This window comes from Acinetobacter sp. YH01018 (genome assembly GCF_013420295.1).
In the GTDB taxonomy this organism is placed as follows: domain Bacteria; phylum Pseudomonadota; class Gammaproteobacteria; order Pseudomonadales; family Moraxellaceae; genus Acinetobacter.
This window is the reverse complement of sequence record NZ_VOYL01000030.1, coordinates 1-26,550: the sequence shown is the minus strand read 5'-3', so window position 1 is coordinate 26,550 and position 26,550 is coordinate 1. Positions and strand designations below refer to the sequence as shown.

The 26,550-nt window shown below is 42.6% G+C and carries 25 protein-coding genes; 8 read left to right on the top strand and 17 right to left on the bottom strand.

All coding sequences use genetic code 11. From position 1 onward, the window contains the following. Positions 1 to 14: 14 nt before the first annotated feature. Positions 15 to 1,991 carry an acyltransferase family protein gene (locus tag FTT83_RS10780; protein WP_180176596.1) on the top strand — a complete coding sequence of 659 codons (1,977 nt, stop codon included), beginning with the start codon at positions 15 to 17 and terminating at the stop codon, positions 1,989 to 1,991. A gap of 70 nt (positions 1,992 to 2,061) precedes the next feature. Here FTT83_RS10780 and FTT83_RS10775 read toward each other — a convergent pair whose 3' ends face one another. After that, positions 2,062 to 3,492 (bottom strand): pyridoxal phosphate-dependent aminotransferase, encoded by a 1,431-nt coding sequence (locus FTT83_RS10775; RefSeq protein WP_180043527.1) that lies wholly within the window; start codon positions 3,490 to 3,492, stop codon positions 2,062 to 2,064. 228 nt (positions 3,493 to 3,720) lie between these two features. Between FTT83_RS10775 and msrB the strand changes: the two genes are divergently transcribed. Both msrB and FTT83_RS10765 read left to right on the top strand, forming a co-directional pair. Then, the gene (gene msrB, locus FTT83_RS10770) at positions 3,721 to 4,140 is read left to right on the top strand and encodes a peptide-methionine (R)-S-oxide reductase MsrB (RefSeq protein WP_086195034.1); all 420 of its coding nucleotides are present in this window, start codon (positions 3,721 to 3,723) and stop codon (positions 4,138 to 4,140) included. Further along, complete coding sequence (locus tag FTT83_RS10765) at positions 4,137 to 4,619, top strand: glutathione peroxidase (protein ID WP_180043525.1); 483 nt, start codon at positions 4,137 to 4,139, stop codon at positions 4,617 to 4,619. Before msrB ends, FTT83_RS10765 begins: the two co-directional genes overlap by 4 nt. 185 nt (positions 4,620 to 4,804) lie before the next feature. On the opposite strand, the gene dapC is transcribed toward FTT83_RS10765, so the two are convergent. The 5 genes from dapC to FTT83_RS10740 form a co-directional block, all read right to left on the bottom strand. Then, positions 4,805 to 5,974, bottom strand: coding sequence for a succinyldiaminopimelate transaminase (gene dapC, locus FTT83_RS10760; RefSeq protein ID WP_180043523.1), 1,170 nt, complete (start codon positions 5,972 to 5,974; stop codon positions 4,805 to 4,807). A gap of 25 nt (positions 5,975 to 5,999) precedes the next feature. Continuing rightward, positions 6,000 to 8,666, bottom strand: a complete 2,667-nt coding sequence (gene glnD, locus FTT83_RS10755) for a [protein-PII] uridylyltransferase (protein WP_180043521.1) — start codon at positions 8,664 to 8,666, stop codon at positions 6,000 to 6,002. 30 nt (positions 8,667 to 8,696) lie between these two features. After that, positions 8,697 to 9,911 (bottom strand): formate-dependent phosphoribosylglycinamide formyltransferase, encoded by a 1,215-nt coding sequence (gene purT, locus FTT83_RS10750; RefSeq protein WP_180043519.1) that lies wholly within the window; start codon positions 9,909 to 9,911, stop codon positions 8,697 to 8,699. A gap of 170 nt (positions 9,912 to 10,081) precedes the next feature. Beyond that, positions 10,082 to 10,429 (bottom strand): L-valine transporter subunit YgaH, encoded by a 348-nt coding sequence (gene ygaH / locus FTT83_RS10745; RefSeq protein ID WP_180043517.1) that lies wholly within the window; start codon positions 10,427 to 10,429, stop codon positions 10,082 to 10,084. Continuing rightward, entirely contained in the window at positions 10,419 to 11,174 is a 756-nt protein-coding gene (locus FTT83_RS10740; RefSeq protein WP_086195040.1) for an AzlC family ABC transporter permease, read from the bottom strand. The genes ygaH and FTT83_RS10740 overlap by 11 nt, the downstream gene beginning before the upstream one ends. Before the next feature lie 104 nt (positions 11,175 to 11,278). On the opposite strand from FTT83_RS10740, the gene FTT83_RS10735 reads away from it, so the two are divergent. Together FTT83_RS10735 and FTT83_RS10730 are read left to right on the top strand one after the other, a co-directional pair. After that, positions 11,279 to 11,758: a hypothetical protein gene (locus FTT83_RS10735; RefSeq protein ID WP_180043515.1), complete on the top strand. Its 480-nt coding sequence runs from the start codon at positions 11,279 to 11,281 to the stop codon at positions 11,756 to 11,758. A 224-nt stretch (positions 11,759 to 11,982) separates the two neighbouring features. Next, positions 11,983 to 12,162 (top strand): hypothetical protein, encoded by a 180-nt coding sequence (locus tag FTT83_RS10730; protein WP_180043495.1) that lies wholly within the window; start codon positions 11,983 to 11,985, stop codon positions 12,160 to 12,162. A gap of 133 nt (positions 12,163 to 12,295) precedes the next feature. Here FTT83_RS10730 and FTT83_RS10725 read toward each other — a convergent pair whose 3' ends face one another. Beyond that, on the bottom strand, positions 12,296 to 12,997 hold the full coding sequence (locus tag FTT83_RS10725) for a Crp/Fnr family transcriptional regulator (RefSeq protein ID WP_180043513.1): 702 nt from the start codon (positions 12,995 to 12,997) through the stop codon (positions 12,296 to 12,298). 101 nt (positions 12,998 to 13,098) lie between these two features. Here FTT83_RS10725 and FTT83_RS10720 point away from each other — a divergent pair, with 101 nt between their 5' ends. After that, positions 13,099 to 13,632, top strand: coding sequence for a DUF962 domain-containing protein (locus tag FTT83_RS10720; protein ID WP_180043511.1), 534 nt, complete (start codon positions 13,099 to 13,101; stop codon positions 13,630 to 13,632). A gap of 66 nt (positions 13,633 to 13,698) precedes the next feature. Here the strand turns inward: FTT83_RS10720 and ychF are convergent, their stop codons facing one another. The 8 genes from ychF to FTT83_RS10680 form a co-directional block, all read right to left on the bottom strand. After that, the gene (ychF, locus tag FTT83_RS10715; RefSeq protein WP_086195044.1) at positions 13,699 to 14,790 is read right to left on the bottom strand and encodes a redox-regulated ATPase YchF; all 1,092 of its coding nucleotides are present in this window, start codon (positions 14,788 to 14,790) and stop codon (positions 13,699 to 13,701) included. A gap of 113 nt (positions 14,791 to 14,903) precedes the next feature. Next, positions 14,904 to 15,563 (bottom strand): methionine ABC transporter permease, encoded by a 660-nt coding sequence (locus FTT83_RS10710; protein WP_180043509.1) that lies wholly within the window; start codon positions 15,561 to 15,563, stop codon positions 14,904 to 14,906. Then, positions 15,544 to 16,614: a methionine ABC transporter ATP-binding protein gene (locus FTT83_RS10705; protein WP_180043537.1), complete on the bottom strand. Its 1,071-nt coding sequence runs from the start codon at positions 16,612 to 16,614 to the stop codon at positions 15,544 to 15,546. The genes FTT83_RS10710 and FTT83_RS10705 overlap by 20 nt, the downstream gene beginning before the upstream one ends. Positions 16,615 to 16,624: 10 nt before the next feature. Further along, positions 16,625 to 17,461, bottom strand: coding sequence for a MetQ/NlpA family ABC transporter substrate-binding protein (locus FTT83_RS10700; RefSeq protein ID WP_180043507.1), 837 nt, complete (start codon positions 17,459 to 17,461; stop codon positions 16,625 to 16,627). Between the two features lie 11 nt (positions 17,462 to 17,472). Then, on the bottom strand, positions 17,473 to 18,303 hold the full coding sequence (locus tag FTT83_RS10695) for a MetQ/NlpA family ABC transporter substrate-binding protein (RefSeq protein ID WP_180176595.1): 831 nt from the start codon (positions 18,301 to 18,303) through the stop codon (positions 17,473 to 17,475). A 15-nt stretch (positions 18,304 to 18,318) separates the two neighbouring features. Beyond that, positions 18,319 to 19,740: an LLM class flavin-dependent oxidoreductase gene (locus FTT83_RS10690; RefSeq protein ID WP_180043503.1), complete on the bottom strand. Its 1,422-nt coding sequence runs from the start codon at positions 19,738 to 19,740 to the stop codon at positions 18,319 to 18,321. Continuing rightward, on the bottom strand, positions 19,740 to 20,963 hold the full coding sequence (locus FTT83_RS10685; protein WP_180043501.1) for an SfnB family sulfur acquisition oxidoreductase: 1,224 nt from the start codon (positions 20,961 to 20,963) through the stop codon (positions 19,740 to 19,742). Before FTT83_RS10685 ends, FTT83_RS10690 begins: the two co-directional genes overlap by 1 nt. Before the next feature lie 11 nt (positions 20,964 to 20,974). Further along, positions 20,975 to 22,177, bottom strand: a complete 1,203-nt coding sequence (locus FTT83_RS10680) for an SfnB family sulfur acquisition oxidoreductase (RefSeq protein WP_180043499.1) — start codon at positions 22,175 to 22,177, stop codon at positions 20,975 to 20,977. A gap of 381 nt (positions 22,178 to 22,558) precedes the next feature. Between FTT83_RS10680 and FTT83_RS10675 the strand changes: the two genes are divergently transcribed. Both FTT83_RS10675 and FTT83_RS10670 read left to right on the top strand, forming a co-directional pair. Further along, entirely contained in the window at positions 22,559 to 23,323 is a 765-nt protein-coding gene (locus tag FTT83_RS10675) for a glutathione S-transferase family protein (protein WP_180176594.1), read from the top strand. A gap of 386 nt (positions 23,324 to 23,709) precedes the next feature. After that, entirely contained in the window at positions 23,710 to 24,180 is a 471-nt protein-coding gene (locus FTT83_RS10670) for an Lrp/AsnC family transcriptional regulator (RefSeq protein ID WP_086195053.1), read from the top strand. A 93-nt stretch (positions 24,181 to 24,273) separates the two neighbouring features. On the opposite strand, the gene FTT83_RS10665 is transcribed toward FTT83_RS10670, so the two are convergent. Both FTT83_RS10665 and FTT83_RS10660 read right to left on the bottom strand, forming a co-directional pair. Beyond that, complete coding sequence (locus FTT83_RS10665; RefSeq protein ID WP_086195054.1) at positions 24,274 to 25,023, bottom strand: YebC/PmpR family DNA-binding transcriptional regulator; 750 nt, start codon at positions 25,021 to 25,023, stop codon at positions 24,274 to 24,276. A gap of 112 nt (positions 25,024 to 25,135) precedes the next feature. Beyond that, complete coding sequence (locus FTT83_RS10660; RefSeq protein ID WP_086195139.1) at positions 25,136 to 25,699, bottom strand: 1-acyl-sn-glycerol-3-phosphate acyltransferase; 564 nt, start codon at positions 25,697 to 25,699, stop codon at positions 25,136 to 25,138. Positions 25,700 to 26,550: the final 851 nt, after the last annotated feature.

Genomic DNA, 26,550 nt, shown 5'->3' with positions numbered 1-26,550 from the left:
TACTTTGTGAAATGATGAATTTCTCCTATCGTGCTGATATCGATGGCTTAAGGGCAATCGCCGTTTTATTGGTGATTTTTAACCATGTCGGATTATCTTTCTTTTCAGGAGGATATATTGGTGTGGATATCTTTTTTGTCATTTCAGGTTATTTAATTACCCTTATTTTAACCCACGATATTCAGTGCAAACGGTTTTCTATTGCACGGTTTTACAAGAAACGTGTGGTACGCCTGGCACCTGCTTATTTTACCGTACTCAGCGTTGTCAGTATTATTGCCTGGCAGGTGATGCTACCTGGGGATCTGACGCAATATTTTGACAGTGTGATGTATGCCACTCTGCTCATGGCGAATATCTATATGCGCAATGAGGTGGGAGATTACTTCAGCCAGGATGCCGAAGGTATTCCTTTATTGCATTTATGGTCGCTTGGGGTTGAAGAGCAGTTTTATATTTTCTGGCCGTTATTGTTGTTGCTGTTTGTTGGAAAGGTGTCGCGTAAATATACCTGGGCCATCATCACGACATTAATCGTAACTTTACTGTTTTATGCCCAGCACACGTTAACGCAAAATGCAGAGAAGGCTTATTACAGTATGCCGGTCCGTGCCTTTGAGTTGCTGATTGGCGCATTAATTGGCTTCCTGCCCCAGCTCAAGCTGCCAAAAAAAATAGTGCAAAGTCTGGTTTGGATCAGTTTGATCGTTTTATTTGCGGCGGCAGTAAATTTTGATCAACAGACACCTTTTCCTGGCGCAATGGCACTGATCCCGTGTTTGGCAACTGCATTTATCATTTATCTCGGGCAATGTTCACCCTCAAGTAATGTGTTACTGAGCAATCGTTTAAGTACCTGGATAGGAAGAATTTCTTATCCCTTGTATTTATGGCACTGGCCGATTATCGTGTTATTCGGCATTTATATGCAGCCATTAAATGTCGAAAATCAGGTGGTGATTGTATTATTGTCCATCCTGTTGGCATTTTTAACCTATCAGCTCATCGAAAAACCCAGCAAACGTTTTGTGATGGCGGCGAATTACAAGGTGATCATTATTGGTTTTCTGGTGCCAGCCCTGAGTTTTATCGCCATTGCCAAGACCGTCAATATCAATCAGGGTTTTCCAGACCGGTTTCCACATTCTGTTTATCTTAAACAGGAAGCACTCAACTCATTTGCCCATATCATCCGAAATAAATGTATGGATATTGAGGACCCGAAAGCTTTACCACAACAGGATGACTGTGTATTGGGCAAGCGGAAAACGGCTATCGATTTTTTGTTGATTGGTGATTCGCATGCCAACGCTTATAGCGCAATGCTGGATGTCTGGGCCAAAGATGCCAATTTACGCGGTTATGATGTCACACAAAGTTCAACCTTCTATTTACCTGGAGTGCGGCGTTTTGAATCTAATTTTAATCGCTGGGAAGAGCTGAGCGAATTTAAATTAAGAAATGATGCGATTACTGCCCATCTTGCAAAAACACATTACCGCACCATTATTTTAGCCGGTTCTTATGTGCCATATTTTGATGGTGAAGTGAAACTGCAAGATGGTGTTCATCATTCCAATGCAGAGATATTTAAAACCGGTTTTATGAAAGCCTTGAGGATTGCTTCTCAGTCCAGTGATCAGGTCATTCTGCTGAATGATGTCCCTCGGCTAGATAGAGACGGGGTGCCGGCAGACTGTAACCTTCGCAATGAAATTTTACATACCCATGCGCCATGTAGTATCTCAAGAAAGAATTATGAGACACAGTTACTACAATTTAACCGAATTGTTGCCGAAGCAAAACTGAAATACCCTGACCTGAAAATCATTGACCCGACAGAGGTCATCTGTGATCAGCAGGCGTGTAAAATTATGATTAATCATGTGCCTTTATATCGAAATAAAGACAGCAATCACATTAATAATCAGGGTTCACGGCAATTGGGTATTGAATATTTAAAACAGTATGGCAATCCGCTTAAAGACTAGCAATGAATTGCAGTCATAAAAAAACCGCGCTATATAGCGCGGTTTTTTTGCGATTTCAGAAATCAGGACATTAGCGCATTTTTGACAGGAAGCGACCTAAACGGGTAATCGCTTCACGTAATTCATTTTCGGCAGGCAAGAACACCACACGGAAATGGTCTGGAGTCGGCCAGTTAAAACCGGTTCCTTGAACCAGTAACACTTTTTCCGCACGCAATAAGTCGAGCATGAATTTTTCATCATCCTCAATTGGGTAAATTTCCGGATCCAGTTTAGGAAAACAGTACATGGCACCTTCCGGTTTTACGCAAGAGACACCCGGAATGTCATTTAGCATTTCCCAGGCAATATTGCGTTGCTCATATAAACGGCCACCCGGACGGATCAGGTCATTAATCGACTGATAACCGCCTAAAGCAGTTTGAATGGCATATTGCGCCTGATGGTTGGCACAGAGGCGCATCGATGCCAACATGTCCAATCCTTCAATATAGTCTAAGGCACGTGATTTATCACCAGTAATGGCCATCCAGCCTGAACGGAAACCTGCAATACGATACGCTTTAGACAGACCATTAAACGAGATGCAGAGCTGGTCACCAGCAAGCGCAGCAACAGCAACATGCTCAATACCATCGTAAATAATTTTGTCGTAAATTTCGTCAGCAAACAAAATCAGGTCATATTTTTTTGCCAGATCAACAATTTGTTGCAATACATGACGTGGATATACTGCACCAGTCGGGTTGTTTGGATTGATAATCACAATACCACGGGTATTGGGTGTGATTTTACTTTCCATATCCGCAATGTCTGGATACCAGAAGTTTTCTTCATCACATTTATAATGAATTGCAGTACCCCCAGACAGGTTTACGGCAGCTGTCCATAATGGATAATCCGGCATTGGCACCAGCATTTCATCGCCGTCATCCAGCAAGCCCTGCATCGCCATTACGATCAGTTCAGACACCCCATTACCTACATACACGTCATTCACATGCATGTTGAGAATGCCTTTTTGCTGGTAATACTGACAGATTGCCTTACGCGCAGGGAAAATCCCTTTTGAATCGGTATAACCTACCGCATTGGGCAGGTTTAAAGCCACATCATTAATAATTTCTTGCGGCGCTTCGAAACCGAATGGGGCAGGGTTACCGATATTCAGTTTAATAATCTTATGCCCTGCTTCTTCCATTTCGTTGGCCGCTCGTAACACAGGTCCGCGAATGTCGTAGCATACATGCTCGAGCTTAGACGATTTTTTAATTTCGCGTGGGGTGTGGAAAGTGTTCGGCATTTTTATGTTCTCGGAAAGAGTGGAGGTCACTTTTGCATAACGGTATAAATAGCTTTTAAATGTCTCGGTTGTTACCAGATCGAGATGATGTTCATCTCTGAGTAAAGCAACAATTTTTTCATGCGTAAAACCTGTCTGTTGATATTGTTTAATCACAGGCAGCAGATTTTTAAAAATTACGCTCTTTTTCTGCGACATTTTTTAATCCTGAGCAAGAGTAGGATTAAGCCTAACACTAAATTTGCTTACAAAAAAGCATTTAATTTTCAGAATTGCTTACCATAATTTTATATTTGCTTACTTTTTGCTTTTTGAATCATTATATTGATTTTGTAAATTGTTGAATAAAGACTAGAAATTTAAGATTGAATGACGTAAATATACGATTATCCTATTTTAAATAGCACGATATAAAGGGACGTCATCATGGGAAAACTCAATAAAACAGAAAGAGAATGGCAAAGAGAGTTATCACCAGACGAGTTTCGCATTACGCGACAAAAGGGGACGGAGCCAGCATTTACCGGTAAGTATTGGAATACCAAGCAGGCAGGGACTTATCTTTGCCGTTGCTGTGGGACAGAATTATTCTCTTCCGAAACTAAATATGACAGTGGTAGTGGCTGGCCAAGTTTTTATCGCCCTGTAAATAGTTCGGTCATTGAAGAACATCAGGATTCGACGCATGGTATGGTCAGAACTGAAATTGTTTGCCATCATTGTGGCGCACATTTAGGCCATGTTTTTGAGGACGGTCCACAACCTACAGGATTGCGCTATTGCGTAAATTCAGCTTCTTTAGAATTAAAAACACAAGAAAAAAGTGACGAGGAAACCTATCCATGACCAACATTTATCAGTTTGAGGCTGAGTTGTTAGATGGAAAAAATAAATCATTTGCCGATTATCAAGGTAAAGTTTTATTAATTGTAAATACCGCAAGTAAATGCGGTTTTACTCCCCAGTTTGCAGGTCTTGAAAAGTTGTATGAAAAATACAAGGATCAGGGATTTGAGGTATTGGGCTTTCCCTGTAACCAGTTTGGTGGGCAAGATCCGGGTTCCAATGAACAGATTGGTGCATTCTGCCAAAAAAATTACGGCGTGAGTTTCCCGATGTTTGCCAAAGTGGATGTAAAAGGGCCTGAAGCCCATATTTTATTCCGCTATTTGACCAATAACAGCAAGGGAATTTTAGGCAATGGCATTAAATGGAATTTTACCAAATTCTTGATTGGCAAAGATGGCAAGGTGCTCAATCGTTTTGCACCCACCACTAAACCTGAAGAGCTGGAAAGTGAAATTGAAGCAGCTTTAGCGCAGTAAGCTGGAATAATAGAAAATAAATAAAATAGGGCGATTCATGAATCGCCCTATTTTATTTTACAGGCTTAGAAATCTATTTCATTTTCACAAATGCAATCAACAGGTCATTTAATCCATACACTATAAGCCAATCATCCACTGGTGAAACAGTGGATGATGCTTGATCTTATTGTCTCTTTAATTCATTAAAGAATGGCTTTAAGACGCTGAATGGCTTGTTCACATTGTGCGATATCGGCGACCAATGCCATACGGACATGATTTTCACCCGGATTGCCTTGTTCGGTATCACGTGACAGATAACGGCCAGGCAGAACTTTAATATGGGCTTTTTCCATCAGCATTTTGGCAAAAGTTTCATCATTGTCTACTTTTAACCAGTAATAGAAACCTGCATCCGGTTTTTTCAGTGGCAGTAAATGTCCCAGTTCATTTTGAAATAATTCAAATTTGGCACGGTATAACTTACGGTTTTCTTCTACATGCACTTCATCATCCCATGCCGCGATTGACGCCAGCTGGTGCTGAACCGGCATGGCAGCACCATGATAGGTACGGTATTGTAAATATGGTTTCAGTAAAGTGGCATCACCGGCAACAAAGCCGGAACGCATACCCGGCAGGTTTGAACGCTTAGACAGGGAGTGGAACACCACACAGTTTTTGTAATCATCACGGCCGATTTCAGCACAGACTTCAAGCAAGCCTACTGGTGCCTCATCAAACCAGAGTTCTGAATAGCATTCATCTGAGGCAATGACAAAATTGTACTGGTCTGAAAGTGCGATCAGTTTTTTAAATTGCTCTTTTGACAATACTGCACCAGTCGGGTTGCCTGGGGTACAGACAAATAGCAATGCAGTTTTTTCCCACACTTCTGCAGGAACCGCATCAAAATCACCCAGATAGTTATTTTCTTCTGTGCAATTAATGAAGTAAGGTTTGGCACCCGCAAGCAAGGTTGCACCTTCATAAATTTGATAGAAAGGATTTGGCATCACCACATAAGGGGTATCTTCACGGTTCACTAAAGCCTGAACAAAAGAAAAAATGGCTTCACGAGTTCCAGAAACTGGCAATACATTGCTCTCTGCACTGATGCTATTGAGCTTGAAGCGACGTGTGAGCCAGTTGGCAATGCTTTGACGTAATTCAGGTAAGCCTTTGCTGTTCGGGTAAGTCGATAAATGCTGGAAGTTGTCAATAATGGCCTGTTTTACAAACTCGGGTGCCGGATGCTTTGGCTCACCAATTGATAAGGCAATAAGGGGTAAATCTGCAGTTTGGATATCCTGAAAAAGCTTATTTAACTTTTCAAAAGGATAAGGATGCAATAATGACAAACTTGAGTTCATGAAATCGATACCGCGTAAATTTAAGTTAGTGGTGACCAGAGACTAGACTTGAGGCTTCATCCAGAGCTGACTTCAATTGGGCAGCAAAAATTTCAGCTTCTGAATCAGTCATTGGCTTACCATCTTTTTTGGTGACAAAGAAAATATCTTCTGCACGCTCACCCAAGGTAGCAATTCTAGCAGAATGAATATCTAAACCCTGCATCATAAATAAACCACCTACTTTAGCAAGTAAACCCGGATGGTCGAGCGTTGCAATTTCAACCATGTTTTGCTGTAAAGCGGCATTCAGGGTGATATCCACGGTATTTTCAATATCAAAATGGCGTAATTGGCGTGGAATACGACGTTGCATTAAGCCCGGGTATTTATCTGACTCGCTTAACGCCTTGACCAAAGCATCAATAACCGTCTGTTCACGCTCAGGGTCGGTCAGCAAGGTACCAAAACGATCTAACACCACATAGGTGTCCAGACTAAAGGCCGTTGATGCGGTGATAATCCGTGCATCCTGAACGTCCAGATTCATCCGGTCCAAAATGGCAACGGTGGTGGCAAATAGATTCGGTTGATCCTGAGTGTAAATAAAGATCTGTACCGCATCTTGTGCCGACTGGCGATGGGCACGCATCAAGACCAGAGGTTCGGTGTTGTTGCCATGCTGCAATATGGCACGGGTATGCCAGGCAATTTCATCGGCTGATTCTTTAATAAAATATTCATCGCCCAGTTCTTGCCAGACTTTTTCGACATTGGCCAGAGAGAAGTCATTGACCAATAATTCACTGGCAGCAAATTTGGTGTCTTCAATCAGCATTTGATAATCCACCGGATGTCCAAGACCGGTACGAATCACATCCCGTGCATGGGTATAAAGCTGACGCATTAAGGAAGCACGCCAGGTATTCCAGAGTTTGGGATTGGTCGCGTTAATATCTGCAACAGTTAAGGTATACAGATAATCCAGATGCTCCATATCACCGAGTTTTTCAGCAAAATCTTGAACTACATCCGGATCGGAAATATCTTTTTTCTGTGCAGTCATGGACATCAGTAAATGACTTTGAATCAGCCAGGCCACCAGATTGCATTCACGTTCGGTAAAGCCATGTTTCCGGCAGAATGCAATCGCATCTTCTGCACCCAGTTCACTATGGTCACCGCCACGGCCTTTGGCGATGTCATGGAACAGGGCTGCCAGATAAACAATGTCGCGACGGCGAAGGCGTTGGAACACTGAACTGACCACCGGGAAATCTTTGGCAAATTCAGGTTCTTTAAAGCGGTTTAAATTACGCAGCAATAACAGGGTATGGGCATCTACGGTATAGATGTGGAACAGGTCATATTGCATCAGTCCCATAATTTGCCCAAAGGCCGGAATATAATTGCCGAGCACGCCATAACGTTTCATCGCCACCAGCGTATCATACAGGCGATGCGGTGAACGGATGATCGCCATAAACAGGGCTTGGTGTTCGGGATTATCGCGATAATCTTGATTGATGCGTTTGGCTGCAAGGGTGAGCAGACGTAAAGTGCGGGCACGGATGCCTTCAATTTCAGGGCGATTTGCCAATAAATAGAAGATTTCCAGGATTGCACTGGGACGTTCCGAGAAAATTTTATGATGCTGTACCGCCAGTTTGCCATCGACCAGTTTGAAATTTTCGTTAATTTCTTCAATTTTACGTTCGTAGTTGGGCAAACGTGGGGTAATCACAGATTCATTAAAGTAAGCCAGCAGCATTTCATTTAAGGTGGATACCTGCTGTGCGCTACGATAATAACGCTTCATGAATTGTTCAATCGGATAATTCGGCGATTTATCTTCTTCACGTGTATAGCCAAACAGGGCCGCAATATCACGCTGATAATCGAACAATAAGCGGTTTTCATCGCGTTTGGTGAGGCGGTGCAGATGATGACGGATTTCCCATAAAAAGCTTTCAGCTTCTTCTAGCACACCCAGTTCGAACTCTGAAATAAAGCCTAAATGCACTAGGTCATAAATACGGTTGACCCGGAAGTGACGTTTGGCAATCCAGCCAATCTGGTTGATATCGCGGATGCCTCCCGGCGCATTTTTAATGTCCGGTTCCAGATTGCTTTCGGTATTGTTGTGCTGAGCATAGCGCTTTGCCTGCTCATCCATTTTGGCATCAAAAAAGGTTTTATCGGTCCAGGTTTGCGAAACAATACGGCGTGGCCATTTGGCCAAATGCCGGTTACCACTAATTAAACGCGATTCAATCAGCGCAGTCGCGACGGTCAAATCATTGGTGGCCTGTTCCACACATTCGTAAATGGTGCGTACACTAATACCGGGTTTGAAATTACCGACATCCCAAAGCGAGGAGATAAAAGTAGAAATCAGTTTTTCCTGCTCGGCAGTAATATCATTTTCCGATAAAATCATGATATCGACATCGGAATAAGGCAGCATTTCCCGACGGCCATAACCACCCACGGCAAACAGGCCCAGATCGGTCTGGTCAAGTTCAGCATGTCTCCAGAGAAACTCCAGGGCTTCATCAATCAAATGGGAGCGGGCCAGGATAATTTCCCGGATTGACTGTCCATTTTCAAAACTTTCCTGAAGCTGATTTTCAACATCGGTGCGCCATTGATTGATCGCCTGAATGTCATGGTTACTTTTAACGTAATTCAGCAGTGGAGAAGTATTGATCATGAACAGTGGTCCGTTAATAAGGTTACAAGTTTAGTTTTGTTGAACACTGACTTGAGACGCAGTCTCTAGTGCAAGTTTACGTGCCTGATCTGTTGTTTCAGCACGTGCAGTTGCGACCCCCATACGACGACGTTTAAAACCTTCGGGTTTACCAAAAAGGCGTAAATCGGTGTTTGGGTTGGCTAAAGCAAGATTTAAGCCAGAAAAAGACAAATTGCGATCATCAACGCCTGCATAAATGACGGCACTGGCTGCAACACTATGACGAGATGTATTTACCGGCAGACCTAAAATGGCACGTGCATGTAATTCAAATTCGCTCTGGAATTGCGATGCAAGGGTAACAAGCCCTGTGTCATGCGGACGTGGAGATACTTCACTAAACCATACTTTATCGCCTTTGACAAACAGTTCCACGCCGAAAATACCGCAGCCGCCTAAAGCAGCCGTGACTTTATGTGCAATGCGCTTAGCTTCTTCTAAAGCCACTGGAGTCATGGCCTGAGGTTGCCAGCTTTCGACATAATCGCCAGAGTCCTGACGGTGTCCAATCGCGTCGCAGTATTGGGTTTCGATTTCACCTGTTTCAGCATTTTTGGCACGAACTGTGAGCAAGGTAATTTCAAAGTCAAAATCGATTTGTGATTCCACAATCACTTTACCCTGATTGACCCGGCCACCGGTTTGCGCATATTCCCAGGCCTCATCGACTTCATCAAAGTTCTTAACTCGTGATTGTCCCTTGCCGGAAGAAGACATTACCGGTTTAACAAAGTTGGGATAGCCAATGTCATCACAGGCTGCACGGAATGATTCAATCGAGTCGGCAAAACGGTAAGCTGAGCTCGGCAAGCCCAGTTCTTCTGCTGCCAGACGGCGAATGCCTTCGCGGTTCATGGTCAGGTTGACGGCTTTTGCTGAAGGAATCACGGTGGCAATATTTTGTTGTTCGATTTCAACCAGAACCTGAGTTGCGATGGCTTCAATTTCGGGCACAATCAGATTGGGTTTGATTTTTTCAATCAGTTGTTTGAGTTCTTCGGCATCTGCCATATTCAAGGTATAAGCATAATGTGCAACTTGCATGGCAGGAGCATGGTCATAACGGTCTGCTGCATGAACTTCTACACCTAAACGTTGCAAAGAAATCACCACTTCTTTACCTAGCTCTCCTGAACCTAATAACAAAACTTTAAAGGCAGAAGCTTGAAGGGGAGTACCAATAGTCACGCTCATGTAAATCATCCATGCTTGATTTTATGGACTTTTAGCATAGCAGAACTGATTGGTGAATTAAGCCCGGATTCACATAAAATAATGATATTGTCCAACAATTTTATTTATAAAGTGATCTCTAGCCTTAATTTTAACTCCCGCTAAGTCGCCCCTTTAAAAAGAGGAGACTTTTAAAACACTTAGAAGGAAACGGGCAGATAAGTGTAAATCAAACCATAGGTCAAGGCGGCGGTTAAAGTCGCCGGGACAATCTTCTTAAACTTAAAATAGAGCCCGGTTAAGGTCAGGAAACCTACAAGCATGGCGAAGCTTTTATTGGGGCTTTCCATCAAGGGGGGGAGAGTTGCCACCACCAGCATGGAACTGATCGCGGCAATGCCAATACTGCCTAAAGCTATTCTGATCCAGACTGAGCCACGCTTTTGAGAATTTTGCTGATGTTTTTGAATGACATAAAAAGGACCAAAACGCGAAGCAAAATTGGCAATGCCGACAATGATCCCGACCAGAATAATTTCAAGATTCATGGGCTTCTCCCAATGCATCATCATGCTGTTTTAAAACATAGTGTTTAAATAGGCCAGCCAAAATACCGGATAAGATACCAATAAAAATGGCTGCTGACAAATTAATGAAATAGCAGGCAATCGCGGAAACAATTAAACAGACCGTGACAATAAAGGTATGTTTCTTTTCAAAGGCAGCGAGCAGGAAGCTGAGGAATAAGGCTGGCAGCAAGAAATCCAGCGCGGCTTGTAAAAACTGCGGTAAGGCACTGACCTGGTCGGCAAACAATCCACCCAGGAAAGAACCTAAAGCCCAGGACATCCAGCTAAACAGGCTCAAGCCCAGCATCCAGGACTCTGACCATTCCTGACGGCGTTGTGACAGTTTAATCATGCCCGAGGCAAACACTTCATCGGTCAGGCCCCAAGCCCAGACGGCAGTTTTCTTTAAATTCAGCTTGTCCTGAATCAGGTTTTGCAAGGCCGGACCGTAAAGTACATGACGAATATCTAACGCAATCACGGTGAGGGCAGTCATCCATATAGATGTACCACTACCCAGTAAAGCCACGACCAGAAACTGGCTGGCACCGGCATACATGGAGCAGGATAGAAATAGTGCTTCCCAAGAGCTAAAACCGAACTGGCTGGCCGAAACACCAAAAGCAAATGAAACAGGAAGATAAGTAAAAATAATGGCTTGGCTGTCTTTAGCACCTTGCCAAAAGCCGGCAGCTTGAACTGGAGGGATTTTGTGCTCAGACACGACACACCTTTGCGGGAGAGTTGAACAACAGGTCAAATGATGATTGAGTATTGTACTCGAATTCACTAGCATAGTGCCGAATTGTTTATCTAAGCGAGCCTGATATGAGGATGTTGAAGACGCGTGGAATGCTGATTGTTTCTTTATTATGCAGTAGTGTTTTGCTACAGGCTTGTGGAAATGACAGTAAGAATACTGAAAAACCTGAAATTAAGCCGGCACCCAAGCTGACCAATGATGCCACCACTTATGCCAACGAAGCCTGGAAATTCATTAATCAGGTGGATGGTTTGGTCTATGCCAAAAAACTGGATGTATTGGAAGAACAGGTCCGTAAACCTGCACGCAAGCTCAGCACGGATTGGCGCATTAATGTCAAAATGACTGATTCCGTGACTGAAGGTAAATATGCGCTCTGCCGTAAAGCCCTGACCAGTCTGGAAATCTGGGCGCGTGAGACGATGGATCAATCTAGCTCAGTGGCCCAGAAACAGGCCGATTACGAACGTGATAAACAGCAATGTAAGGATGCGATTGAGCATCCGCAGCTGGGCAATACCGATCCGAAAAAGGTCGGAGTTTAAAAAATAAAAACGGGGCAAAGGCCTCGTTTTTTTATGCCTTAAATGTCATGGTATTTTCTTTTTGTTATAGTTTTAAAGAATGAGTAAGAGAATAAAACGATAATCTGATAAATATATAGAATTATCTTAAAATGATAAATTATGTATAATAATTTGTGTTTTTATGATGAAAAATTCAATTTAATTCTAAATGTATTTAACTTTAGTAACGATCAGGAGTAATAATGATGTTAAATAAAGTGTTTTTATCTATAAGTATAGCTGTCGTTATAAGTGCTTTGAGTAGTGTTGCCACAGCTGCAGAGCCGCTACAAGCCATCCAGTCATCATCGGACAATGAATATGAAGTTGCGCCATGCACCAATGGTTTTGATGATGTCAATGTGTGCCAATTACGTTCATAAGCACGATGTGTAAAATAAATCCATCATCAGGCAAGTTATTCACCTGTCATGCTTGGCCATAAAATGGCTTATGCTGCAACGGTATACATCTCTGAATTATTTTCATAGTTTAAAATTTCATTCATCTTCCGATTTAAGTATTGGGAAAGGCATGCGCGATGCGATGCAGTTCCGCTACATCCAAAATTTCAATTTTCTTAAAAGATACGCACAAAATATTTTGCTGTTCCAACGCTTGTAGTTCCTGATTGATGGTTTGTCGGGAGCAGGTCAGCATTTGTGCCAGTTGTTCCTGGGATAAATGAATGACATTGTTTTCAATACTTAAATGATTGCCATAGCCATTTAAAATAAACATCAGGCGTTGTGCCAAACGCTGGCTGATGCTTTGCGTTTGAATGGAAATCAGTTCTAAAAAAGCAAAGCGCAATTTTTGACTGGTCAGTTGCGCAATGTGATACCAAAAAACTGGATGTTGTTGCAGCAGGGATTGTAGTGCGGTACTCGGTATATGCAGGAGCAGGCTTTTTTGCGTTGCAATCGCATCGTGCGAACGGGGCTGGGCATCCACCAGCGAGATTTCGCCAAACCACATAACCGGTTCAACAATGGCAGCCACCGATTCCTTGCCATGAATGTCAATATAACCTAGGCGAACCGCACCTTCTAAAACGGCATAGATCCCATTAAATATATCTCCTGAACGGAAGATGCTTTGTTCCTTGTCAAAACGCTGCTGCACAGCACAGTTCACAATAAAATCCTTAAATACCGCAGGCAATTGTGCAAACCAGATATTCTGCTCTAAATGTTTAATATAAATGGGTTCGAGCATTTTTATTCCTTTTTAATCTGAGTTGTCGGCTAGCTGACAACTTGTCCTGGTATTTTTTTATATAGTGAAATGAAAATATAAGTCTAACAAGGAAGACGGTCATGACCAAATTAGAACAATTACTGAGCCAGTATGCCGCCTATCATCTGGACCAGAAAAATATTTATACCCATTTTGTGGGTATTCCATTGATTGTATTTTCAATCATGTGTCTGACTGCACATGCCGGTGTGGTCATTTCAGGTGTCGAGCTGACTTTGGCTTTAGGATTACTACTGGCAAGTATAGTGTATTATCTCAGTCTGGACCGTATCTTTGGCCTGATCATGTTGCTCATCTATGCGCTTGCTTATCCATCTGCTTACAGGATTGCGCAGCTGGATACGACGGTCTGGTTAAGCTTGAGTATTGGCATTTTTGTGGTGGGATGGGTATTCCAGTTTGTGGGCCATTTTTATGAAAAGAAAAAACCGGCTTTTATGGATGATGTGATTGGTCTGGCGATCGGCCCTTTATTTGTCTTGGCTGAAATGGTGTTTATGTTCGGGTTTCGGAAAGAGCTGGAGCAACGTATGCTGGCAGAAGCTCGTAAGCAACGCGCTGTAATGGATGCCAAGACCGTGAATCTGAACTGAAAACAGCTCTAAATAAAAAAGCCAGCATCATGCTGGCTTTAAACTGTTTTGAAACGTCAGAATGGTTTAAACGTTAAAACGGAAGTGCAGCACGTCACCGTCCTGAACCACATAAGTCTTACCTTCCAAACGCCATTTACCGGCTTCTTTCGCGCCAGCTTCGCCGTTGTATTGCACGAAGTCATCATAAGCAATACATTCAGCGCGGATAAAGCCTTTTTCGAAGTCAGTATGAATCACACCCGCTGCTTGAGGCGCAGTAGCACCGACTTTGACGGTCCAGGCACGAACTTCCTGCACACCCGCAGTAAAGTAAGTCTGTAAGCCAAGCAGGCTGTAACCGGCACGAATCACGATGTTCAGGCCTGGTTCTTCCATGCCCATTGCTTCTAAAAATTCAGCGCGGTCTTCATCTTCAAGCAATGAAATTTCAGCTTCAATCTGGTTGCACAGCGGAACCACAATGGCATTTTCTTCAGCGGCCAATTTTTTAACCGCTTCCAGATGAGGGTTGTTTTCAAAACCATCTTCAGCCACGTTGGCAATATACATGGTTGGTTTTAAAGTCATTAAACCGAAACCACGTACCAGTTTGCGTTCATCATCATCCAGATTGGCTGCACGGGCAGGTTTACCTTCATCCAGTAAAGGCAAAATTTTGTCTAGTACCGCTTTAGTGGCAACAGCATCTTTGTCGCCCCCTTTTGCAGATTTAGCCAAACGCGTTACGGCTTTGGTCACAGTTTCCAGATCAGCCAGTGCAAGTTCGGTATTGATGGTTGCAATATCATCCAGAGGATCAATCTTACCGTTTACATGAATCACGTTTTCATCTTCAAAACAGCGAACCACGTGAGCAATGGCATCTGTTTCACGGATGTTGGCCAGGAACTGGTTACCCAAACCTTCACCTTTAGATGCACCGGCAACCAGACCGGCAATATCCACAAATTCCATCGTGGTTGGAAGCACGCGTTGTGGTTTAACGATTTCCGCAAGTTTGTCCATGCGCAGGTCAGGTACAGGAACAATACCGGTGTTTGGTTCGATGGTACAGAACGGGAAATTTTCTGCAGCAATAGCAGCTTTAGTCAATGCATTGAAAAGTGTAGATTTACCAACGTTCGGCAAGCCGACAATACCGCAATTAAAACCCATGAAATGACTCACAACGTGTTATTTAAAAATTGCCGCTGATTTTACATGAAAGCCATGACAAAGTCAGGTCATGGCTGGATGCTTTGTTGAAAACTCATAAAATGGATAGGGATTTAAATTTTGCGTTTATCCAGTTGGCTGGAGATGGAATCGCCCGTGGCCTGAACCAGCATGACCAGAATCACCAGCACGACAATCACGGCCAGCATAATCTGCATGTCAAAACGCTGATAACCATATCGGTAGGCAATATCGCCTAAACCACCTGCGCCAATGGCACCAGCAATCGCCGATGAGTTGATCATGGTCACCAAAGTCACGGTAAAGCCTGCCACAATCCCGGGCAGCGCTTCAGGTAGCAGCACATGCCAGATGATCTGCTTGCGGTTACAGCCAATCGCTTGGGCGGCTTCAATCAGACCCTGATCGACCTCGCGTAAACTGACTTCTGCAATGCGGGCAAAGAAAGGTGTGGCTGCCAAGGTTAAAGGCACTACCGCAGCCCAGACCCCATAACTGGTGCCGACAATCCAGCGGGTCAATGGAATGAGTGCTACCATTAAAATTAAAAACGGTACTGAACGGGTAATGTTAACTACCCAGCCTAAAGCGTGATTGACGCTTTTGGAAGGATAGATGCCATGTTCGGCAGTACTGACTAAAATGACAGCGATAGGCAAGCCAATGATAAAGGCAACCAGGGCGGATACCCCCACCATCAATAAGGTGTCAATGGTGCCGCTAAGTAATAAATCAATGAGCTGGTCGTGCATAGCCAATGACCTCAATCTGTGCAATGTACTGTTTTAATTTCTGCTGGAGTAGTGTGGTATCTACATGTAGATCGGGAATTGCCACAATAAAACTGCCAACCAGATGGTTCTGGATGCTATCGATATGACTTTGATAGAGATGAACCGATGTTTCAAATTGCTCGAAAATCACTTTCAAATCTGGTGAATGCTGAACACTGGAGGCATAACGCAGTTTTAAAATGCTATGTGAACTGTCGGCAATAATCTCTGGCGTTAGCGAAAAAGGCAATTCCAGCTGTTCCAGATTTAGCAATTCCTGAGTAATCTGCTGCTGTGGATTAGAAAAGACCGACCACACTTCACCCGCTTCAACAATTTCACCATGTTCAATCACCACCACCTGATCGCAAATTTCACGAATGACCTGCATTTCATGAGTAATCAGCACAATGGTGATGCCGAGTTTCTGATTGATTTCCTTGAGCAGGGACAGCACCACAGAAGTACTTTCCGGGTCCAAGGCCGAAGTAGCTTCGTCACACAGCAAAATTTCCGGATGGTGAACCAGCGCCCGGGCAATCCCGACACGCTGCTTTTGTCCGCCCGATAATTGGGACGGATAGTTGTGTGCTTTTTCACTCAAACCGACCAGTTGCAAGACTTCATTGACCCGAGCTTCAATCTCATCTTTGTTATAGTTGGCGACTTTGAGGGGTAGGGCAACATTTTCCCATACGGTCTTGGCCGACATTAAATTAAAGTGCTGGAAGATCATGCCAATACGCTGACGCAACCGGATCAGTTCAGCATGTTTTAGTTCAGCCAGATCTTGCTGGTGAATGTGAATATGACCTTCACTGATCTGTTCCAGACCATTTAAGGTGCGCAGCAAGGAAGATTTGCCTGCACCACTTTTGCCGATAATCCCGAAGATTTTTCCTTCAGGAATATCCAGGTTGATGTTTTTCAAGGCATGTACCGATTTACCCTGTACTTCATAATATTTGTTCAGGTTTCTGATCTTGATATGCGGGACGGAAAAGTCCACCTGAGAACCAAAACTCACCATAGTATTCACCTTATTTCCAGCCTTCAAACCACATGCCCGTACCAAAATCCCGGTCTAAAATTGTTTTTACTTTTGCAGAGTTCTGGAAAGCTTTGACAAAGGTTTCGAGTTTTTTATCGTGATCGACATAATCTTTTCGGGTCACAAAAAGAATGGCGTATTTCTTGTCCACCGGGTCTAAAAACAGGGCACTGTGAGGATCGGCTTTTTTCGCCATATTTAAATAATGCGGAAAACCAAAAATCAAATCGGCATCGTCATAGGCCAGAGCCGTTTGCGGACCTTCCACTTCTAAAAATTTAAGCTGTTTTGGATTGGCCACAATATCTTGCAGGGTTGACAGCTCATTATGGATATCTCTGATTTGAATCAGACCTGCACGATGCAGCAAAATTAATGCACGAGCCGAGTTCACAGGATCACTGGGAATCACCACACGTGCATTTTGTGGCAAGGCCTCTAAGGATTTATATTGCTTGGAATACAAACCGACATGGCTGCCACTGCCTATGCCAAAAGCATGCAGGTCATAACGGGTCTGTTGAATCGCATTCTTTAAAAACACGCTTTGCTGGAAAAAGTTGGCATCAATGTCGCCATTTTGTACCGCAACATTGGGAGCCTGCCAGTCTGAAAACTCCACCAGTTTGACATGAATGCCGTCTTTCTCTACTTCTTTTGCAACTGTCTGTAATAGTTCTGCATAAGGCGGACTAATACCAATCGTCAGGACATTATCCTGTTGCGGGTTTTTCACATAACGATAGGTTATTAATCCTGCAATGATGACAAGGACAGTGAGACCCAGCAGCAGTTTTTTAAGGTTCAGTTTGGAAACTTGAGACATGATTTAACCCCTTATTTCCAGCCCGGGAACCAGAGTTTGGCACCGAAATCTGCATCCAAAGCTTGTTTCACTTTTGGTGAGTTTTGATAGATCTCGACAAATTTTTTCAGCTTGTCGTTTTTATCTTGGTAATCCTCACGCACGGCAAACAGGATGGCATAACGGTTGTCCTTGTTAGAGTCAAATAATAGTGCCTGTTCGGGATCAGCGGTTTTGGCTAAACGCAAGTAGTGCGGATAACCAAAAGCCAGGTCGACCTCATCAATGGCACGTGCGGTTTGTGGACCTTCGACTTCAACAAACTGCAAGTTTTTCGGATTGCTTGCGATGTCTTTCAGGTTAGACAGATGGTTTTTAGGGTCTTTCAGGGTGATCAGTTTTGCCTGTTGCAATAAAAGTAGAGCACGGCCTTGGTTTACAGGGTCGTTTGGAACCACAACTTTCGCGCCATCTTTTAACTCATCAAAGCTTTTGATTTTTTTGGAATACAAACCCACATGCGTGGCTGCACCTTTGGCAAAGGCTTTGATTTTAAAGTCGGTTTCTTTTTTGGCATTATCCAAAAAGGGTTGATGCTGGAAGAAATTGGCATCAATATCACCGTGATTCAGGGTAATGTTGGGCGTATTCCAGTCGGAAAATTCCACCAGTTTCACATTCAGGCCTTGCTGTTTGGCCTCGACTGCTGCCACCTGTAAAGGCTTGGCAAATGAAGGGCTAATGCCAATCACCAGTTCATCCGAAGCGGCTTTTTTTTGTTGATTCCAGACCACCAGTCCAATAATGACTGCGGTAATAATCACCCCGATAATGGTCAGTTTGGTTTTTGCTGTTTGTGCCATGTTGCACCTCAAAATTTATGCGGATTGTTTTTGCTTTAAGTTAGAGTTCGAAGTTGAGGCGGAGCTTGGACATCGAAATTGCTGAACTGGGTGTGAGGTCGACAGTCGGTTGCCTTGATTAAACAGTTTGTGTCTTAAACTGCCGTGTTCGTAGGCTGTTTTATAACGGCCACGCTGCTGCAATTCAGGAATCACCAGACGGATAAAGTCATGGTGTGACTCAGGGGCAACGGTGCGGGTCAGGTTAAAGCCATCAATACCGGTTTCATCGATCAGCTGAATCAGTTTTTCAGCCACAGTTGCACCACTCCCGACAATCAGGGGATAACGACCACCTAATACATGCTGAGCTTTTAAATCATTTTTGCTGATGTGCTGTTCTTTAAATTTATTGTTGACTGATGCAATGCTGTTGGTCTTTTGGTAAGGGATCGCTTCATCATCGTCAAATTTGGACAGGTCAATGCCGACAGAACTGGAGAAGTGCGCCAAACCTGCTTCAGGACTGGCATAAGCGCGATATTCATCCAGCTTTTGCTGTGCCAGTTCATCAGTTTCCGCAGTCACCACGGTAATGCCGACAAAGATTTTAATATCTTCAGGATGACGTCCTTGATCGGCAGCTTGCTGACGAATCTGATCGACCTGCTTTTTGATTTTTGCAGGCTGATCACCGCCAATAAACATGCCTTCCGCATGTTGGGTGGCAAATGCCATTCCACGCGGTGAAGCACCTGCCTGAAATAACACCGGGGTGCGCTGAATGGAAGGGGAAACTTGAAACACGCCCTGGCTTTGGTAAAACTGTCCCTGATGATTGACCTGATGTACTTTGGCAGGGTCGGTAAATATCCGGTTTTTCTTGTCTTTTACAACGGCTTCATCTTCCCAGGAACCTTCCCAGAATTTATAGCAAAGTTGTACAAACTCTTCGGCTTGCTCATAGCGCAGGTCATGGTCTTTTAAGCCTTTTTCACCAATTAATCGCTGTGCGCTGTCCAGATACCCAGTGACAATATTCCAGCCAATACGGCCCTGAGTCAGGTGGTCCAGACTGGCGAAACGGCGGGCAAACTGATAAGGCGACTCATAACTTAAATTGACTGTGACCCCAAAGCCGAGATGCTGGGTCACCGCTGCCATGGCAGAAACCAGAGTACTGGGGTCATGACTCGGCAACTGAATTGATTCTTTTAACGTCAGGTCAATATTGTTTTGATAGACATCATACACCCCGGTAATGTCGGCAATGAACAGGCCGTCAAACAGGCCGTGTTCCAGGGTTTGGGCTAAATCTGTCCAGTAGCTCAGCTCATTAAAACGCTGCGACTCATCACGCGGATGGGTCCATAATCCGTGATTGATATGGCCGACACAGTTCATATCAAAAGCATTTAACAAGATTTTCTTGGGTACAGATTGTGATGCTGTTGTCATTACAATGTCCCTCGGCGCGGTGGCAATACGCCATTTAAAATATGATTGGCTATGAAATAATATTTCCAGCGCGAAGCATCATGCAGCGTGTGCACGCGGGCATTGCGCCAGAAGCGGTCCAGACCATCTTCGCGTTGGCTACCACGGCTACCGGCCAGTTCAATCAGTTTGGATGATGCTTTTAAGGCAGTTTCGGTACTGTGTGCACGTACTTTGGCCACATCTAATGATGCTTTGGCGATATTTTCTGCGGTCGGTGCGGGTCTGGCGGCATCAATTGAACGGGCGGCCTGTTTCAGTAAAACTTCAGAGGCACGTACATCGGCGACAATCCGTCCCAGTTCGAACTTTGTCAGTGGGTCATCGGTGGCTTGATCTACGCCAGAATCAATCCACGGACGGGCCTGACGCACACGGTTTAAAGTTTCTTCAAAGGCGGCACGGGCAATACCGGTTTCAATAGAGGCATGCAGCAATTGCGCAAACGGGCCGGAGATGGTTGGCTCTGAATAGGCAATATCAAATGGCACTACATCTTCAGCCAGCACTTGCACATTATTGAATTTCACTGTGCCGCTGCCTGTGGTACGTTGCCCGAAACCACTCCAGTCATCGATTAAAGTCAAACCTTGGCTATTACGCGGAACAAAAGCTAGGAACTGCTGATCTTGTTCATCGACCACCAGTGTTGGAATGCGATGGGCAAATAAACTGCCGGTGCAATAAAACTTTTCGCCATTAATCACATAGCCCTGATCAGTTTTGCGTATCGCGGTTTGACGCTGTGCAGCAGTTTTGGTTTTAAACTCGGCCAGGGCATTGCCAAAACGCGCACCTTTTAGCACTTCGCTATAGAGTTTTTGTTTTTGCTGTTCGGTGCCGCTATTGCGCAGGATCTCCAGGCCATAAAAATGATTTTGCGGAATCTGGCCAATGGAACCATCTACACCACTCATCAGTGCAATCACTTGCGCTACGGTATAGCTAGAGACCTCTGCACCACCATACTGTTTTGGGACGGTAATGGCCCAGAGTCCAGACTGGCTATAGGCTTCGATTTCTTCAAAAGGCAGAATGCGCTCGGCATCGCGCTGAATGGCTCCAGCTTTGAACTGTTGCGCTAGATTGCGTGCAATTTCCAGCGCTTCTGCATCGGATTGAATAATATGTGCATGCGCCAATTGCTCGGGATGAAATGAAATAATGTTTTGATATGAAGTCATGACAAATATCCTTAAATCCAGGCGTGGCGGGCAGGGAGGGTGTGATTGAGGTAATAATCCCCAAGCGCATGCAATTTCCAGCGCACCGGATCATGCAGGGTATGCACACGGGCATTGCGCCAGTGCTGGTCCAGGTTGTGCTGACTCAGACTGGAACGGCTACCGCCAAGTTCCAGTAATTTTTCCGAGATATGCAGTGCAGCATCATTGGCATAAATCTTGGCTTCAGCGACTAAAATAGAGGCTTTGGCCGCCTGTTCATCAGTGACTGATTCAAGCCGATCCAGTTCATCCAGATATTCAGCTGCTTCATCAAGCAGCAAAATGGCAGCATCCAATAGCACCGCAGACTTGCCGACTTCCTGCAAGGTATAGTGTTCAAAGCTGGCTTTTTCCACTTGTGCATCGACAATCGGGCGTGCTTTATGCACCGCCGTCACGGTATCAGCAAAGGCCGCTTCAGCAATACCGACATCAATGGCAACCTGTAATAACTGTGAATACGCGCCGCGGTAATTGGGCTGACTGGAAAGCAGGCGTTCATCAAAAATCAGTAGCGGATCAACTTCAACATGCTCAAGTCTAACTGTGCCACTTGAAGTGGTACGCTGCCCAAAGCCATTCCAGTTATCAATCACTTTCACGCCTTTGGCCTGAGCATTGACGATAGTCAGTACTACATAACCTTCTGGATGAATAGCTTTAATCGCGAGCCAGTGAGCAAAACTGCTGCCCGTTGAATAGAATTTTTCGCCGTCGACAAAATAACGCCCATTTTCAAAAGTTAATGTGGTTGCCAGGGTTTTGGTATCTTTGGTATTACGTTCCGGCCCACCATTGGCTAAGCGTTTACCTTGTAAAATTTCTTGATAAATAAACTGTTTTTGCTGCTCTGTACCCATCATTTGGATCATATTCAACAGCGCAATCTGATTTTGTGGGATTTGTCCTACACTGGAATCGGCCTTATTCAGAATGCGGAATACATGTGCCAATGTTTTATTGGAAACGAAAGCACCACCAAATTGCTTTGGAATACGAATACCACCTAAGCCTTTCTGGCTGAATAGATCAATTTCAGCAAAAGGCAATAAACGCTGTTGATCACGTTCATTGCGACCTTCCAAAGCAAAATCTGCGACATGATACGCAGCATGAATAGCTTCAAGATCGTTTTCAATTACATGAACATTTTCAGAAATTAAACGAGACATAATGACACCTTAAATCGATATCAGAACGCTACAAGTAATTCAGTTCAAAATTAAGCAATTGCTTTTGCAAAGCTTATGAAAAATCCTGTTTAAGATAAAAACTGCAAGATTTTTATTTATTTTGCATATATTAAGTGTTTAAAAAACAACATGATTTGAATTTTTTTAAACATTTATTTTTTGAAGTTTATGGGTTTATATCTGCTTTAAAGATAATCAAGACAAAAAAATGTATAAAAATAAAAAGCGTATGACTAATAGTACCAAGATGATATTTTGGATAAAAAGCACATTGTAATTCCGGGATAGGGTGACTAAAGTATCCGACTGAATTAGATGGTTTTGACTTGGCAGAACTAAAAAAATAAAAGCGGAGTTTTTATGCGAATTTTATACCAGTTTCCTTTATCTCATTTTTGTGAAAAAGCGCGCTGGTTGCTCGATCATAAAGAATTGGATTATGTCGCACAAAATTTGGTGCCAGGTGTACATCGTGCTTTTGCACAGCTAAAAACAGGGCAGAACAAATTGCCTATTTTACGTGATCAAGATCTTTGGATTGCCGACTCGACTGAAATAGCTTTATATCTGGATGAGGTATATCCGGAACACTCTTTATTGCGTGCCGATCCACAACAACGTCACTTGGCTTTGGAAATCAATGGGCTTGCTAACGAACTGGGTAGACATGTGCGCCGTTGGGGGCTTGCCCATACCTTGTCGGAAAGTGAGGAATCCTTAGATATCTTAATTGGTGAAAAGGGCTATTTACGCCAGTTTGAAAAATATTCAAAACCCCTTATCAAAGCCTTGCTTTCCAAAGGCTATCAACTGAATGCAGACAAAGTGGCTGAATCTAAACAGCAGATGGATAATATCATCCAGAATTTAAATACAAGATTGATAGAGAATCATGGGCGTTATTTTGTTGGTGAACGTCTTGGCTTTGCTGATATTGCGGTCTGTTCGATGCTTGCACCAATTCTGGAAATTCCCGGGACACCTTGGGAAAAAGAACAGGGCGAAACTTTATCTGAAGAATTTCGACAGTATAAAGAATATTTAATGGCATTACCCTTGGGACAATATGTGCTGCGTATCTATCACACTGAACGGAATGCACGGGTCGATTGGCGTGGAGTTTAAAAGCCAGCGATAAAAATACGCACTCTATAGCGCGTATTATTGCAAATCAAATGACTGTATTTTTTGGTTTTGGTCGAACATCTTCCTTTTAATCTATTTCTATTCAAATATAAAAGATGAGTGATGATCCGGAGCAGGACACTTGACTGGATGAGTGTTAAATTCGATATAAGTCTTTAATATATAATTAAAATTAACATTGAGTGTTTTTTATTTTTGAGTGGCTCAGGGTGCTTTAAGCAGGCATCAAGATCTTTCTTTATGAGCTGGAAGGCTTGTGGAAAATATTTTCATAATCTTAAAATTTTGTGAAAAATAAATAATTGCTATATCACAAAGCTAATGTAATATTTTGTGTAGCTATTGATTATTGAAAAGAGTACAAAATGGAACTAGATCGTTTTGATAAACAGATTCTTGAAATATTGAGTCATGAAGATGTCAATTTGAATGAGCTTTCTGAGCGTATTAACCTCTCAGTGAGTTCGGTTCATCGACGGATCAAGCATCTGATTGAGGCCAATATCATGACCCATTTAAAGCGTGATATTAACTATGCCAAGCTGGGTTTCAGTTTACATGTGCTTTTGCAGGTGTCTTTAAATAAACATGATACAGATACTTTTGCCAAGTTTTTAGAAGAACTGGAAAGCATTCCTGAAGTCATTAAGGCTTTTTTAGTGACCGGGCAATCCGCCGACTTTATTGTCGAAGTGGTGGCTAAAGATATGGAAAATTATAGTGAAATTCTGTTAAAGCGGATTGGTAAAATTGAGCATGTGGTTGCATTACATTCCAGTTTTGTGATTAAGGAATACAAGGTATTGAATTGTAGTGGCTTACTGAACCGGGTTTGAAATTATAGTTTAGGTAGCAGTTTTATATAAAAATGCCTTTAAAGCACATAAAAAAACGCACCATCAGGTGCGTTTTTTTATGTGGAAAAAGAATTAATCATCTAATTGAGCTAACACTTCTTCTGTGAATTCAACGTTGGTATAAACGTTTTGAACATCATCCAGATCTTCAAACATATCAATCATTTTGACGATTTTTTTCGCTTGATCGATATCTGAAATTAAGGCTTTAGTTGAAGGGTTCATCACAACTTCAGCATTGTCAGATTTAAGACCGGCAGCGGCTAAAGCATCTTGAACTGTACCAAAACTTTCCGGAGTGGTAATGACCAAGATTTCATCTTCATCAACTTCAATATCTTCAGCACCTGCTTCTAAAGCCACATCCATGATTTGATCTTCTAAAGAAACATCTTCAAAAGTAATCTCACCGCGTTTAGTAAACATATAAGCAACTGAGCCAGCAGTACCTAAGTTACCATCAGTTTTAGAGAAACAGTGACGAACATCAGGCACAGTACGGTTTAAGTTATCAGTCATTGTTTCAATAATAACTGCAACACCTCCTACACCATAACCTTCATAAGTGATTTCTTTTAAATCGGCATTTTCTTCACCGCCAACACCGCGCTGGATTGCACGGTTGATGGTATCACGTGTCATATTTGCGACTAATGCTTTTTCAACGACAGCACGTAAACGTGGGTTAGACGCAACATCACCGCCGCCTAAACGGGCAGCTGTAACAATTTCACGAATGAATTTTGTGAATACTTTAGCGCGGCTCGCATCTTGTTTTGCTTTACGATGCTTAGTATTAGCCCACTTGGAATGACCCGCCATGCGAAATATGCTCCTTGTAGATTGGCCTTATGCCTATCAGATTATGCAAATTCTACCATAAGCCCTTTTTTCTTAGAAAGAGCTAGATTTTGAGTTTTTAAACAAATAGCAACTAGTTTTTAGGTTCAGGGATCACAATATCCAGTCCAACTTTTTCTCTGTAAAGCTGTTTTAACAAAGCCAGGTCGTGATTAATTTCTGTTGGATAAATCTTGCCTAAAATACCACCTTCTTTGGTTTGCGAATTGGCATACATTAAAACAATAGGTACACCAGCGGCTTTGGCAATATACCAAAAACCTGTACGGATGGGCTTTCTAGATTCACCCGTTTTGGCACGGGTCGCTTCAGGTGCAATCACCAGATTGAATTTTTCATTCTGCTGAAAATGCTCAACCATAAGTGAAACAATATCCTGATTTGCTTTTCGATCAACAGAAATTCCCCCAATAGCTTCTAATAAAGGCTTCATGGGACCTTTAAATAATTCTTTTTTAATCAGGGTATGAATTTTTATATCATAAATCTGGAATAGTGCCAGTGAAAGCACGGCATCCATCATGGATGTATGTTCAAATCCAACAATAACCTGCTTATCTTCAAGTACATCTGGTTCAACATGATATTTCCATCCTGCAAGTTTAAATGCAGATTCACCGATAAATTTTTTTAACATGAATGTAGGGGATATTTGACTATATGAAAGTTGGCTAATTTCTGCCTGTTCTTGTATGTAGTCAAGTGTTAATGAATTAAAAATAACCAAATGGATACGCATTATATGATGGATGAAATATGTGTATTAATTGCTTTTATATATTAAATCTTAAGCTTAAAGATTTAATATGTATCAAGTTATATAAAATAAGACTAAATAGTGACTATTCAGATGAAAAAATACCTATTAGACTTTTGTCGAAGATAAAATTTTTTAAACACAGGGCGCGATGTGGCCTAGGTTTAATGAGGATTGAAAAGAATGATGTATGTTTCGACTTTTCTATTAGCATTTTGTTTGTTTATGCTGGTTGTTGTATGGTCTTTAATCGAAATTCGCATTGAAGAGCAAAAAGAACGCAGTCTTTAGCAGTGATTTGCAGTCGAAGCTGGAAAAATCTTTATAGTTGGATTTTAAAAAATATTTCTTCCCAATCTAAATAAAAATTAAAGTAATACTTTTTAGGTATAAGATTTTCATCTTTTTCACATGATTTGAATTTCAAAAACGTGAGTGGATGAGGATTTAATTTTTGCATTTTTAAAAAATTATAGTCCACAATCATTCATTTAAAAGGTGTTGAATATTTAAAATTGTGTATTAATCATTCTGTTTTTTAAGTTTTACTCTTCTTAATTTATAGGAGTGAAATATTAGCTCTCATTTGAATCTTTCAAACACTTAAGTTGACAAAAACAACTAAACATGCGAAAAGACATTTTTGGTTAAACGATGTTTGCACATGCCACGGATTGTTACCGTCCCACTCAGCTTAGAACAGCGTGCACAACTAATTCTCCTGACCAAGC

Excerpts from the sequence above, each read along its gene's own strand:
- FTT83_RS10780 (WP_180176596.1), top strand. The coding sequence starts at position 15 with ATGAATTTCTCCTATCGTGCTGATATCGATGGCTTAAGGGCAATCGCC.
- FTT83_RS10775 (WP_180043527.1), bottom strand. The coding sequence starts at position 3,492 with ATGTCGCAGAAAAAGAGCGTAATTTTTAAAAATCTGCTGCCTGTGATT.
- msrB (WP_086195034.1), top strand. The coding sequence starts at position 3,721 with ATGGGAAAACTCAATAAAACAGAAAGAGAATGGCAAAGAGAGTTATCA.
- FTT83_RS10765 (WP_180043525.1), top strand. The coding sequence starts at position 4,137 with ATGACCAACATTTATCAGTTTGAGGCTGAGTTGTTAGATGGAAAAAAT.
- dapC (WP_180043523.1), bottom strand. The coding sequence starts at position 5,974 with ATGAACTCAAGTTTGTCATTATTGCATCCTTATCCTTTTGAAAAGTTA.
- glnD (WP_180043521.1), bottom strand. The coding sequence starts at position 8,666 with ATGATCAATACTTCTCCACTGCTGAATTACGTTAAAAGTAACCATGAC.
- purT (WP_180043519.1), bottom strand. The coding sequence starts at position 9,911 with ATGATTTACATGAGCGTGACTATTGGTACTCCCCTTCAAGCTTCTGCC.
- ygaH (WP_180043517.1), bottom strand. The coding sequence starts at position 10,429 with ATGAATCTTGAAATTATTCTGGTCGGGATCATTGTCGGCATTGCCAAT.
- FTT83_RS10735 (WP_180043515.1), top strand. The coding sequence starts at position 11,279 with ATGAGGATGTTGAAGACGCGTGGAATGCTGATTGTTTCTTTATTATGC.
- FTT83_RS10730 (WP_180043495.1), top strand. The coding sequence starts at position 11,983 with ATGATGTTAAATAAAGTGTTTTTATCTATAAGTATAGCTGTCGTTATA.
- FTT83_RS10725 (WP_180043513.1), bottom strand. The coding sequence starts at position 12,997 with ATGCTCGAACCCATTTATATTAAACATTTAGAGCAGAATATCTGGTTT.
- FTT83_RS10720 (WP_180043511.1), top strand. The coding sequence starts at position 13,099 with ATGACCAAATTAGAACAATTACTGAGCCAGTATGCCGCCTATCATCTG.
- ychF (WP_086195044.1), bottom strand. The coding sequence starts at position 14,790 with ATGGGTTTTAATTGCGGTATTGTCGGCTTGCCGAACGTTGGTAAATCT.
- FTT83_RS10710 (WP_180043509.1), bottom strand. The coding sequence starts at position 15,563 with ATGCACGACCAGCTCATTGATTTATTACTTAGCGGCACCATTGACACC.
- FTT83_RS10705 (WP_180043537.1), bottom strand. The coding sequence starts at position 16,614 with ATGGTGAGTTTTGGTTCTCAGGTGGACTTTTCCGTCCCGCATATCAAG.
- FTT83_RS10700 (WP_180043507.1), bottom strand. The coding sequence starts at position 17,461 with ATGTCTCAAGTTTCCAAACTGAACCTTAAAAAACTGCTGCTGGGTCTC.
- FTT83_RS10695 (WP_180176595.1), bottom strand. The coding sequence starts at position 18,303 with ATGGCACAAACAGCAAAAACCAAACTGACCATTATCGGGGTGATTATT.
- FTT83_RS10690 (WP_180043503.1), bottom strand. The coding sequence starts at position 19,740 with ATGACAACAGCATCACAATCTGTACCCAAGAAAATCTTGTTAAATGCT.
- FTT83_RS10685 (WP_180043501.1), bottom strand. The coding sequence starts at position 20,963 with ATGACTTCATATCAAAACATTATTTCATTTCATCCCGAGCAATTGGCG.
- FTT83_RS10680 (WP_180043499.1), bottom strand. The coding sequence starts at position 22,177 with ATGTCTCGTTTAATTTCTGAAAATGTTCATGTAATTGAAAACGATCTT.
- FTT83_RS10675 (WP_180176594.1), top strand. The coding sequence starts at position 22,559 with ATGCGAATTTTATACCAGTTTCCTTTATCTCATTTTTGTGAAAAAGCG.
- FTT83_RS10670 (WP_086195053.1), top strand. The coding sequence starts at position 23,710 with ATGGAACTAGATCGTTTTGATAAACAGATTCTTGAAATATTGAGTCAT.
- FTT83_RS10665 (WP_086195054.1), bottom strand. The coding sequence starts at position 25,023 with ATGGCGGGTCATTCCAAGTGGGCTAATACTAAGCATCGTAAAGCAAAA.
- FTT83_RS10660 (WP_086195139.1), bottom strand. The coding sequence starts at position 25,699 with ATGTTAAAAAAATTTATCGGTGAATCTGCATTTAAACTTGCAGGATGG.